Here is a 13,592-nt window from a genome sequence, read left to right on the forward strand (position 1 = left end):
GTTCAATCTCAGACTGCTTTTATAACAAGTTCTTTTATAGGGACTATTTTAATCGAATTTTACTGTTTTTAAAAACTTCTTAAATTCGGTCATTGCATATTTTCCCATAATTCTATCCATCTTTTCTTCAAACCTATATTCTGCTTCGTCCTCTAATAATCCATCTAAAAAATTACCATATTTAGATTTTAAATCTGGATAGGATTTATCCATCATCTCTTTAAATACCTTTGTATAGTTTTCTTCCTTCTTTATATCAATTTTTGCCTGTGTATTTCTAACATCTATATGTATTATTCCATATCTAATTACATCCAGTGCATATGAGTACTCACAAAATATTATATATATCTCTTCTATTCCCTTTTCCCTTGATATTTCAAATAAATAATCTCTTAGTTTATTTTCCTTTTCATAGGATAAGGGATAATAATTCATTGCATTTGTTCTTAAAATTAGATTTTTTTCACTTTGATAATCTATTCCATTAACTCCCATATCTGATATTGCATCATACATATCTATATCTTCTAGCAAATCATCATCATGAAGTTCTCCTCCTTTTCTATATTTTATTTTTAATAATACATCTGTCATATCTGCCATTCTATTTTCCTCCTAGTTATTAAATAAAACATCCGTCTTCTTCGTCCATTAATAATTCTTTTTTATCAGGATAATACTCGTATATCCAATCCTTCCATTCTTCTGGTGTAATAGTTTTTAAATCAAACTTTTTCATAAAATCATATGGTTCTGGATATTCATTAGCTGGAGTTATATCTATTAATTCTTTAGGTGCTATTTCACTGTCAATTCCCAAATCATATCCATGATACATAGCTATCTTTGCATACATTATTACAAATATATGAAGATAAAAATCAAATGCTACATCCATATCATTTAATATTTTTCTAGCTACCTTTATATCTAATAACTTATCTAATGCTTCTTTCATTTTTTCTGTATTCTTTTCTGCAAGTGCTTTTAAAAACTCAAATTCTAAATATGTATATTTATAATAAGAATCTCTTGGTGGATTTGCTAAATATATATTAGCTCTTTTTATGACATCTTCCCAATCTCCCTTTATTGCTAAAAGCATCGTTCTTGACAGAAAGCTATACGCACTTGATTTTATATATTTATCTTTTTTATATTCGTATGCTACAATATCTATATTTCTAACGATAAAATCTAATATCTCTCTATTATTAGACATTAACAGTCCCCAAAAATCTATTCTACTACCTCTTAAAAAGCCTCTAGTATCACTACTCATAAGTTGTAGTTTTCCATACACATACATATGTTTTTTAAAACTTTCAATATCTTTATCAAATAACAAACTATATGAAGCCTTATGTTCATAAAGAGCCCCATTAAAGTACATACACGCTAAAGGATTCCCTTCCTTTTTTTTAATTAAAGATAATCCGTAACTTTCACCTTCAATATAACTTTCCAAGTTACTTAATAAATGTTCTATTCTCTCTTCTCTTTTCTTTTTTCCTACCAACATATTCTATCTCCTTTACTGTTGTTTCCTACTTTTATTTTTTATTTTTATTGGAATAAATAAAATATCTTCTGTTTCTTTATTTACTCCTATTACTCCTGTTCTAATTTTTTTGTCTTTGATAGCACTTTCCAAAATATTTTTTTCTTCTTTAGGTAATTTATTTGCAACTGCCTTTATCCAATTTTCAGATAGTTGTCTTTGATCTTTAGCAGCATTTTCAGCAACTCTTATAGCTCCAGCTTCATAAGTTTTTGCTTTTCCTATTTGTTTACTATCTATTACCCACATTTCTCCTGTTTTTTTATTTAAAAATAAATGATCTATTCCATTGTTAGAACCATATTTTCCGTTAAGAATTACAAAATTAGAATTCTCTCTTAATATATCATTAACTATTTTTTCTATTTTTATACCTGTTGGATCTCCATTTTTTATAATATCATCTATTATAGAAGCATATTTTGAAGTATCATCTGTTAGTTTATATGCATTTTCTGTCACTAATTTAGCACCTAAATTATTCTTAGTTACATAAGTAGTATTTTCACTTGACATTGATATGATATTTTCGAAAGTATCTTCTTTTTTCAATAAATGTTTTTTACTATTATTAGCTGTTTTAGATACTACTTTTGAAACCTTATTATCAATATTTTTAACTACTGTTTCTTTAATTTCAGAACTTACCTTTTTATCTGTATTTTTTACAGTTTTTCCAATTATATTCCCTGTCTCACTATTTGCTTTTATAGTTTCTGGAATGGTTTTATTAACAGTTTTGCTGCTTAATGCTCTACCTTGATATTCAGCGTAAGATATTGTAAATGGTTTAAATTCTTTTCCATTATCTCCATACGTTTTTGGTATTCCAACACTTGGGATTCCTTTATTATTATCATATAATTGTAAGGTATCAAATCTTCCTCTTATAGAAGTATCGCTCCAAACCCTTGGAATATTATTACGGTTATAATAATCATATGCTATTTGATATCCATCTCTTACTTGATAAGCATTATCAAATTTCTCAAATCCAAAATAAGATAATGGGCCTGACATTGTTTCTTTTGTTGTATCATACCATTTAGAATCCATATATCTATATGCAGTTGATGGTAACGTACTACTTGCTCCACTTGGTCCAACATAGAAGTCTGGCTTAATTATTTCTCTATTCGCACTAACTGGCAGTAATTTTTGATTATTTATAATACTACCATTATTAGATATAAAAGAAGTCTTTTCATTCGGAATTGCAGGTAAAGTTGTATTTACTCCCTTTATAATTCCACCCTGATTAACCAGCTTATTAACTGTGTTTATTCCTTTATCTGTTGCTATTCCACCTGCAGTAAAGCCTGCTACTTCTCCTATTGAATTCCCTATTTCTTTTGCTAGTACTCCTCTTGAATTCTTATAAAAATCTGCTATTGAAGCATTTCTTTTTTCTTTATCCCAAGAAATTTGATTTTCTTCTACTCTCTCACCTATTCTATGCGCATAGTAATACTCTGGGAAATTTTCACTTATGTATTTTGCTTCTTCTTTTGATATAGGGTTTAGCATATACAAAGCACTATCTTCATAGTTATTTAATTCTGTTGACATTGTTAAAAACATTAAAGCTGAAGAAGGTACATTACTAATTTTTGAACCTACTTCAAAAATTGCGCCTTTTATTAGACCTTTCGCTCCACCTTCTGCCAGACCTTCTAGTAAATTTTTATTTATTAAGTTATTACTTCTGAGAAAACCTTCTAATGTATCTCTTTCATCTTTTAACAGATTTAAACGACTTTCCAATGCTTTTTTCTCATTTTTATCTTTTACTGTACTTAACTTTTCTTCTAATCTAGGAATTTCAATTATTCTATAATGTTCTTCTAACTCTGATATTTGGACTACTTTATCTATGTTTGCTAATTTTTTTTCATATTCTGCTTTATATTCAAGATTTTTTTTATCAAATTCTTCATCTTTTCCAATTGTTTCAGCTCTAGCATTTTCATTATTAATAACATTATAGTAATAATTAATATTTGCTATTTGTCTTTCAATTTCACCACGGGTTTTATTAAGATATCTATCCGAAGTTACAACACTATCTTTATCCATCACAGCATCATTTAACTTAGAAATATTGAACTCGCTTACTTCTCCTTTTTTTGCTCTGCTCTTTATTTCTTCATACGCTATTTCTCCTGCTACTGTTGCTCTCAATTCGCCCTTATCATTAGATTTTCCTTTTTTATCTTTTAAATCTTCAGATATTTTCCATTCTCTTGCAATAAGCGCTCTTATTTCTGCTTTGTCTTTAATATCTTTACTGATAAATATCTTATTTGTTGTTTCATCATAAAAAGCAACTAATTCTTTATTTTCAGCATTAAGCTCTTCTTTTCTTTCTTTTACCCCTTCTGGAAGCTTAGAACTATTTACATCAAACTTTTCTATTGCCTTTATCTTTAATTTTTCTAGAACTTCTTTTGATGAAAAATCTTTTTCTTTTGCAATTAATTCTATTTCTGGAGCTGTTTGAGTTCTTATAATTGATTCTTTTATTTCAGTTAAACTTCTTCTTTCAGGATTTCCTTTATCTTGACTCTTATCGCCAACAATAATATTTTCTACTGTTTTTGTTACTGTTCCTTTTAAAGAATCAACTTCTATTTTTGCAACTTCTATTTTATTTTTAAATTCTTCTGGATTTGTAATAGCTTTTACTAAGTTATCTTCTACATAAACATTTGTTGAACTAGAGCTATCTTTTGTTATTTCATTTGCTTTTGATAAATCTCTATTGATTGTATCTCCACTTGATTTTTCTATCTCAACATTTCCAACAACTGTATTTCTCGCTATTCCTTCTTTTTCCGAATTAGAATAATTGAACCCTGCTCCTGATGTGCCTACTGAACCACCAACTGTTTTTAATTTATCAGAATTTTCAAGATTTTTTCCAGTGTAGTTTTCTATTACAATCTTACCATTATCTGCTGTTCCTATTATAGAAGCTGTATTATCTACATTTCCTATTTTTAAATTAGAATCTTTTCCAACTACAAATGTACTTTGATTATCAACAAAATTTCTATTTCCACTTGTTCTACTTGCGCTTATACTTCCACTTGGTGTTACTGATAATAGGTTTACTCCTAGATTTGCACCCTTTGTATCTCCTTTTGTTTTGGAAGTATTTTGCTTAGACTCAATATTCAAGTTTTCTATATTTCCTGTTACTTTTCCACCTATTTGAGTAAAGCCTGAAAGTTGCATATTTTTGGTGTTATTATGAACTTCATTTACATTTACAAAACTTCCATTTTGATAAACTGTTTCATCTGTATTTAGCTTATTTTTTGAAGCATTTACATTCAATGAAATAGAGGGTTCATTGCCTGTTAATCCTACACTTAAACCTATTCCACTAGAATTTCCCTTAGATTTGTAATAATTATTAAGTTTAACAGCTTCTTTTGTGATATTCTCAACATTATTATATACAAATGTAGTATCTTGCGCTTGAGTTCCTTGATACTTTATATTCTTACTATCATTGTAAGTTATTTTTGCATTTTCATCAAGCCCTTTAATGTCTGTTACAACAGCTTTTTCTGTATGGGATTTAGATTCTTGTTTTGATTTACTATATCCAGTACTTATACCTGCTTGTATATAGAAATTATTATTACTTATAAAATTATTATTTTGTATGTCTTCTGCTGTTGCTTGTGTTCCACTTTTTGTTTTAATATTAGAAGCCAAGCCATCAACAGTACCAGTCACAACGTTTCCTACATTTACAAGTCCACCAAGTGCATCTCCATTTCCTATTTGTTTTAATGCATTAACTCCTTGTTTTGCTCTTTCTAAGGCTGGTGAACTTACATTTCCAGATATTCCAAAGCTACTTTTCTTTGTGCTTATTTTTACTTCTCTTTCATCTTTTCTTGCACCATATATTACATCACCGTTATTAATTGCGATATTTCCATGATTAAAATTAGTAGCAGTTATTTCTGCTCCTTTATTTAATACTGTTCCATCTCCTAGAACAAGATTTGATTTAATATTTGTCTTATCTTTTTCATCATAGTTAAATTGATTTTTCCCATAAGCTAGATTAAAACTATTTTTGCTTAAACTAAAAGATAATCCTTTTTTCTTCTCTTCAAAAATATATTTATTATATGTAGCTTTAGAATCTGTTGTTAATTTCCCAGCTATATAGCTATTTTTTCCTAAAACTAAGTTACTTCCTACTACATTTACATCGCCATTTATTATTCCTTTATTCTCTACATACAATGTTCCTGCAATATTATTTTCACTATGTTGTATTTCTGTCTTAGAATGTGAGCTTAAAAATCCTTTTGATTTTGATCTACTTTCAGTATCTATTTTGTCAACATTTGAATCTATATTTATTCTATCAACAGTTAAGTTAGCATTCTTTGTAATAACTGCAGAACCTTTAATATTTAAATTCTTAGCATTTATATTTAAATTTTCTGAATTTATATTTGAACCTATGTTTGATTCAAAAGCATAAGAATTAAAGTTATTTCCATCTTTTCCAAATTTTTGTTCTCCACTTACTTCTTGAGATGAAATCTTTACATCTTCTTTAGCAAGTATATTTAAATCTTTTGCATTTGTTTTACTAGATGTGCTTATATAGTTATTTGCTACAATATCTAACTTTCCTTCTGATGAAATTTCTCCTACATTTTTAATTTGTGAGTATTCACTTCTATTCACTTCACCAAAATTTTGATTAAATTCTGAAGTTGTTGCACTATTAAGTATATCTCCATCTTTTGAAATTAGCGTTAACTCTTCTTTTCCTAATAGTTTTCCGCCTATATTTTCTATATCTTTTGCTGCTACTAAAGTTGTTTTATTTCCCTTTATTTCACCTATTTGGTTTGTAAGTGTTCTATTGAATATATTGTTTCCTTTTACAAAAGTTGTTTCATTGCTTCCAATTAAGCCACTATTATATAGCTCATTACTTTGTATATTCACTAAATTTGTTCCTACTATTTTTGTTCTACTATCCCCATTAATAGTACTTAGAGTTTTCTTAGATAAATACACCTTAGGTATTAAAACTTTTTCTCCAGAAAACTCACCTAATTCATACCATACAATATCTTTACTCAAGTTTTCCTTTTGTTCTGTAGATAATGGTTCTCCTATCTTAAGTCCTAACTTAATTGATTCATCTTTGGCATTATCAATTAGATTTTTCATTGATACAATTTCACCATTTAAAAATCTAGTTCCTAATTTATCACTAATATTTTTATCAATTAAGCTGTTTTCATAATAGGCATCTCCAAGTCTTTTTACTCTATCCCATTTTTCTTCATATCCTATTCTACTTAAGAAATAATCACTTCCATAATAATTCCCTATACTTGTATACTTTATTCTTGTCTCTAGTACATATTTAGCATCTGGAGATACATTTTTTATAAATAAAGCACTTGGATTTTCAGGCAATATATCTATTTTTCCAGTTTTTATTATATTTTCAATATCTCTTGTATTACTTACTACCTCTGTTCTTGCTAATATATCTAATGTCCCTTTGTTATTTAAATTTCTATCAAAAGTTAAATTTTGATTTGTACTTGATGTTCCAGTTGTTATATCAAAAGCCTTATCTATCAAGCTATTTTCAACTCTACCAGAATTTATATTTCCATTTGCCTCTTCAATTCCTTGTTTTACAATTTTAGAGTTATCAATAATTATATTTTTTCCTTCAATTATACTTGGCTTTCCAGTTACATAAGCATATCTTCCTATATATTCAGTTACCTTTACATAAACTGGTCTTAATCTACCAAAACGTTTACGCATTACAGGTTTTCCATTTTCATCAAGTTTCTTTACTTTTTTAGTTATATAGTCATTTGCAAATCCTCTACTATAAGTAACTTGTCCACTTATTTTATCTCCTCTAAAACGTCGTTTTTTTCTATGATACTTTATAAAGATAGATTCTTCCCCAGTTTTAACTTTTACTTTTTCACCAACTGATGTTATATTTAAAACCTTGTCTGCTTTTATTTCTACATTATTTCCTGCAGAGATAATGGCATCTTTATTTACTACTTCTCCTACATTCCCAATTTTTGAATCAATTAATATATTATTCCCTGCTTGAACTTTTGCATAATTAGTTTTCCCTAAACTTCTAGCTTTTTCTAGCAAAGGAATATCTTGTATTCTTGCACTTCCTGTTTTTTCTGTATATTCTCCTTCATTCCCAAGATATCCTCTAACTAATTCTGTATATTTTGGAAATAACAAAGACTTGTATTTATCATTTGTTACATTATCTACAACTTCTTTATATGCTTTTCTTTGGTCTCTTCTTACCTTTGAACCAGAGCCTCCACTACCTCTTCTTGTTTTTATATGAGGACTAATCTGTCTGTTCCAGTTGTCTATTTCACTTTCTTCTATTATTTTCCCATCCCAAGTTACATAATAGCTTTCATATCTATCTAAATCTAAAGATTCTCCTATGTTTTCAAACTTTAATGAACTAATGTGTATATCATTTTCAGCTTGAATTAATCCTATATCATTTTTTAAATAATCTGCTATAATAGAAATATTTTTTCCTAATAATTCTCCTTTAGAATTTAACATCTCTTTAGCTTGTATATTTAGATTATTTCCTGCAAATATAGTTTTTCCTTCATTATTCGTTATTTTTCCTTTTGAAATTATATTAGCATTGTTTAAAGCTGCTATTAAATCATTATTCACAAAATTATTTGAAGATATAGATATTACATCACTATTAATTACACTATTATTTTCAATATCTCCTTTAGAATTTATATTAATGTTTTTAAATAGAAGATCTTTATTATTGATAAATTTTTCTGTATTTAAGAAAAAATCTCCATTTCCTAATGTTTTCCCATTATTTATTATATTTTTTCCAGTTATTGATAGGTTGTTTTCTCCATGTATTGTTCCTATCAAATCTATATCACTAGAAGTAACAACTTTTACATCTGTTCCCTTTATACTTCCACTATTTTTAAAATCTTCTAAATTATTAAGTTTAATATAGTTAGATAAGATCTCACCACTATTTTGAAATTTAGGGTTATTTACATCAATCTTATTATTTGATGCAATTTTTCCACTGTTACTAAAAAACTTAGAGTTTATTAATATATCCTTTAGAGATTCAATATTTTTATTATTTTCAAATTTGTTAGTATCAATTTTAACATCATCAATAACTAGTATATTTCCATCATTTTTTACATTTAATGCATCTACTAAAATTGTTTCAGCTTTAATATCTCCCTTATTTTCTAAAAATTTATTTTTTGCCTCTATATTTCCAGCTTCAATCGTTTTAGTATTATTTAATGATTCATTAGCTAGTAATCTTTCTCCAACGCCTAAAGTTCCAGTATTTTCAAGATTATTAGTAGTTACATTTTCATTAACTAATATTTTATTGATGTTTTTTATATTTTGTGCTTCTAAAGATTTTAAACTTTTTATTTCACCACTATTTTTTAAATTATCTTTTACATTTATATTACCTTTTGCTTGAATATCATCTGTGTTCTCTAATTTTCCACTTATATTTAACGAACCTTCTGATACTATACTTCCTGAATTATTAACATTATCAACATTAATATTTCCTATTCCAGTTATTTTATTAGTATTCTCAACATTTTTAGCAACAATCTCTTTCTCAGAATAAATCTGCCCAATATTTTTTATATTTCCACTTAAAGTAATATTACCTTTAGTTTCAAATACTCCTTCATTTTCTACATTACCAGCCTCAATATCCCCAATACTTACTATATCTTTTGTATTTACAATATCTTTAGCTTTTAGTGATGAATCAGTTAAAATTTGTCCATCATTTTCAATATCTTTTTGTACTTGTATTTCTTTGTTAGCAGAAACAATTCCTGTATTTTTTAAATTTCCATCTATATTAAGCGTACCTGAAGTTGCAATTGTTCCGCTATTATCTGTATTTAAAATATCAATTTTTTCTTTTATTATTATATCTTTTGTATTTTTAGTATTTTTTGCTGTTAAAGTAGCATTTGACAATATCTTCCCATTATTAACTATATCTCCATTTACCAGTATATCTTTTGATACTTGTACTTTACCACTATTTGTTAAGCTACCATCAATATCTACTTTTTCATCAGATAAAATATTGCCGCTATTTTCAAGTTTTTTTATGCTTATATTTTTAATTACAACAATATCTTTACTATTTTTTACATTTTCAGCAGAAAGTTTATCATTTGTATATACCTTTCCATTATTATCTAAATTCCCACCAATTTTAATTCTGCTCTGTGCTTCAATAATACCGTTGTTATCAGTATTTCTAGCAACAACTAGTTCCTTTTGTGTCTGGATATCTCCACTGTTACTTAACTTTCCATTAACTTTAATTTCTTTTTGTATTTGAATATTACCACTATTTTTTAAAGATTTTGTATTTAAATATTTTTTTGTATAAATAGATCCACTGTTTTCCACATTTCCATCTAAATTTATCTCTTTTTCAGCTTGAGTAATTCCAGCAGTTTTTATTTTTTCTGCCTTAATGTCTATACTTTTAGTAGAATGTGTTAATTCATTTTGTTCGAACTCACGAGCCTCAACTTTTACTCCATTTCCCTGTACCTTATTTAGTTTAACTTTTCCATCTGCTGTTATTTCTAATTCTTTATCTTTTGAAATAATAAATGAACTTGAATTAACTCCTGCTCCTTTTTCTGTACTTATTATTTTTACTGTATTAGCATACATTCCACCAAGGGCTGATGCATCAATTGCAACTTCTGCTGGTGATGCTGAGTTATTTTTAGTTATTTTACCATCTTTACTCACTTCATTGGTACCAGCAATAATTTTCATTTCATCTTTTGCAACTACATTACCAGCTATTTCAAGTGTTTTAGAAAGAATTTCGACATAATCTGCATTAGTCAAATCTAAACCTTTTTCTCCAATGGCTATATTCCCTCTTTTTACATCTATACCTATGTAATCTCCGTCTTTTAATTTTATTTTTCCAGTTGTAGCAGTAAATTTTCTTATATTTATAGTTCCAGAATTATTAAAATATATACCATTTTCATTACTTAAAATTACATCAACTTTTTTTCTACTTAAAGCTTCTAAATACCCTTCTATTTTCGATTTATTTGCTCCATTAACTTGTAAAACTATAAGCCCTGCTGCTTGATTCGGTCCTAGATTCGGATTGGCATTAATCAGACCACCTAAATGGCTTCTACCAGTATTATCTGCATTATTTAAAATCTGTCCACGTGAATCTATATTATATTCCAAAAATTCATTTAAACTTACACCTCTATTATTTGGCGTGGAAATATTTACAATTGGTGTTCCATTATGTGCTTCATCTAATTTTGTATTGTGTCTCGAATTTGGATCTAATACTACACCATTTGCAAAACTATATAATGACATAACTAATAAAATTAATCCCACTAAAAACTTTCTTTTTACCTTCATTTTTACCATAATATCTCCTATTAAAATTTAATTTTTATACCTGAACTAACATAAAATTCCATTTTTTTAGGATTTAAATAGTTTGAATAATTAAAAGGTATTCCATAAGCTGCATCAAACTCAAAATATTTATAATTGTACCTAACTCCTATATTAGTTCCTGAAATATGCCCCTTAGAATACTTTGAACTATCTTTATTATTTTTTACAAAACCATAACCATAATTAATATATGGTTCAAGTCTTCCATATTTTTCTGAATCTAATAATTTATATGATATTTCATTTCCTATCTCTATTGCTTTTTCACCTTGTATTGTGCCAGTTCTATGAAATCCACCTATACTTCCTACACCACCTATGGACTGTTCTTCTGAACCATACAACACATCTTTTGAATATGAACTCATTAAATTAAACCGATATATAAAATTTTCTTTAAATGGTCTGTAATAATATACATTAAATATAAATTTGTTGAACTGGGCCTTTGGAGTGGTTTCAAGTTTCCCTCCATCTCTTTCTGCTCCTAAAACTCTCATACCTCTCTCATATCCAAAAGTTGTATTCAACACTCCATTATATACAATTGTAGAACCATAAAGATTAACTAAACCTACACTAATTACCCTATCTGATAAAGTTGCTGTTTCTAAATAGTTTCTATCATGCCTTCTTTTTATTCCAATAGCTAAATTAATTTTACTTTTTTGATTTCTCCATAAATTCTTTTCAAGTTTTATTTCATAAGTTTTGTTAATTGAATGTAAATCATATACAGTATTTCCAGTATAAAAACTACTTTCTTTATTTGTTTTGTATATACTTGTAATAAGAGAATAGTCAGTAAATTTTAATGTATATCTAAAATTATACAAGTCTAATATCCTTTTATACGGTAAAGTATCCCCTTTACTTGGATCATATCCTGGAGGTCCTATCGGCAATATTTCCCCTGGTTGTAAGACATCAGGCGAATCTTTCCAACTTCTATCTGGCTTTTTCTTATCTACTGTCATATATGAAAAATATAGTTTATCTTCTATCCCAAGCGGACTATCCACGTTTACACTTCCTCCGTATCTCCATAATGAGTTTTGCTTGTCTTCTCCGTAATTATTTGTTAAAAGTGAAATTATGACTTTTTCTTTCTTTTTATTTTTAGCCTCTATAATAGAATAGTTTTCTTTTGTTCCAGGTTTTATCTCAAATTTTATATCATTAGACTCTAAATAATTAAAATTTTCCGTTGTAGTATCTAAATCTCTAACATTTAAAACTTCATTTTCTACAGGTTTTAAAAGTAAAAATAGTTTTAATCTATCCAAATTACTATTGTCATTTAATACTATTTTTTCTATCCGCCCAGGTATAACTTCTAATATTAACTCCTTGCTCTTTAAGTCATTGTTGTCAGCAATAGTTACAGAAGAAGTAATGTATCCTTTCGAAATTAATTTATTTGTAAGCTCTATAAGTAAATTTGTAATCTTTGTTTTTCCTAGTTTTTGATTTGAATACTTCTTTAAAACATTTTCTTTTTCTAAATCATTAAGTAGCATTTCATTATCAATCAATGTTATTTTCTCAATATAAAACATATTTTCATTATTGTCTTTATCTTGACTTAATTTAATATTTTTATTTACTTCTTCTTTACTATCAAACTCCTTCTTAATCCGTTCTAATTCTTGACGTTTTTCATTTTTTAAATAAATCCTTTCACTTTCATTTAAAATATCACCATACACCAATAACTTTAACATTAAAAATACAAATAAAATCTTTTTCAAAATACACACTCCAAAACTTTTATTTTATTCAAACTTATTGAATACACTTGATATACTTAGCTTTTTATAAATTCGCCAGTTAGATTTCTGTCATATCTAATTTTTAATATTTAGGCTTTTACAAAAAAAACTCTAATTATATTATCATATTTCACACATTTTTTCAACAAAAAAGAAACATATTATAAAACAATAAATAAAAAAACTACCTAATTTTAGGTAGTTTGCTTGTTACATTATAGTGAGCAGAGTTGAAAGATAATATTGAAAAAAATTATGCTAATCTTAAAAACGACAAACTCACTAAAACTATCAATAATTGAGGCTTTTCAAAATTTGGCGGTTAAAAAAAAACTAACAAAACTTGCAAAGCAAGAATGTTAGCTCATTTGAATGATGTTCGTAACCGCCAATAACCTGCCAATTCATTTTTTGACAGTTTCAAACTCTCAATTATAGCATATTTGATGGCGGTGAAGGAGAGATTTGAACTCTCGGTACCGGTTTATTGGTACTCTCCCTTAGCAGGGGAGTGCATTAGGCCACTCTGCCACTTCACCGTCTCTGGCGGAAGATCAGAGATTCGAACTCTGAAGCCTTGCGGCGCCGGTTTTCAAGACCGGTTCCTTACCAATTAGGATAACCTTCCAAGCACGTACTATATTATCATAATTATGGGGGTTTGTCAACGTTATTTCCCATAT

Annotated in this window: 4 protein-coding genes and 2 tRNA genes; all 6 read right to left on the reverse strand. The window is 27.5% G+C overall.

What is annotated here, in order from left to right; translation table 11 throughout:
* Positions 1 to 48: 48 nt before the first annotated feature.
* A complete protein-coding gene (locus IX290_RS09305) occupies positions 49 to 606 on the reverse strand; it encodes a hypothetical protein (RefSeq protein WP_211492942.1) in 558 nt (185 codons plus the stop codon).
* A 19-nt stretch (positions 607 to 625) separates the two neighbouring features.
* Positions 626 to 1,525, reverse strand: a complete 900-nt coding sequence (locus tag IX290_RS09310) for an Imm49 family immunity protein (protein ID WP_211492943.1) — start codon at positions 1,523 to 1,525, stop codon at positions 626 to 628.
* A 12-nt stretch (positions 1,526 to 1,537) separates the two neighbouring features.
* Positions 1,538 to 11,104 (reverse strand): hemagglutinin repeat-containing protein, encoded by a 9,567-nt coding sequence (locus tag IX290_RS09315; RefSeq protein WP_211492944.1) that lies wholly within the window; start codon positions 11,102 to 11,104, stop codon positions 1,538 to 1,540.
* Positions 11,105 to 11,115: 11 nt separating this feature from the next.
* A complete protein-coding gene (locus IX290_RS09320) occupies positions 11,116 to 12,897 on the reverse strand; it encodes a ShlB/FhaC/HecB family hemolysin secretion/activation protein (protein WP_349290758.1) in 1,782 nt (593 codons plus the stop codon).
* A 459-nt stretch (positions 12,898 to 13,356) separates the two neighbouring features.
* Positions 13,357 to 13,448, reverse strand: a tRNA-Ser gene (locus IX290_RS09325).
* A gap of 5 nt (positions 13,449 to 13,453) precedes the next feature.
* Positions 13,454 to 13,537, reverse strand: a tRNA-Ser gene (locus IX290_RS09330).
* Positions 13,538 to 13,592 lie beyond the last annotated feature (55 nt).

Source organism: Fusobacterium sp. DD2, from assembly GCF_018205345.1.
Taxonomy (GTDB): Bacteria; Fusobacteriota; Fusobacteriia; order Fusobacteriales; family Fusobacteriaceae; genus Fusobacterium_A.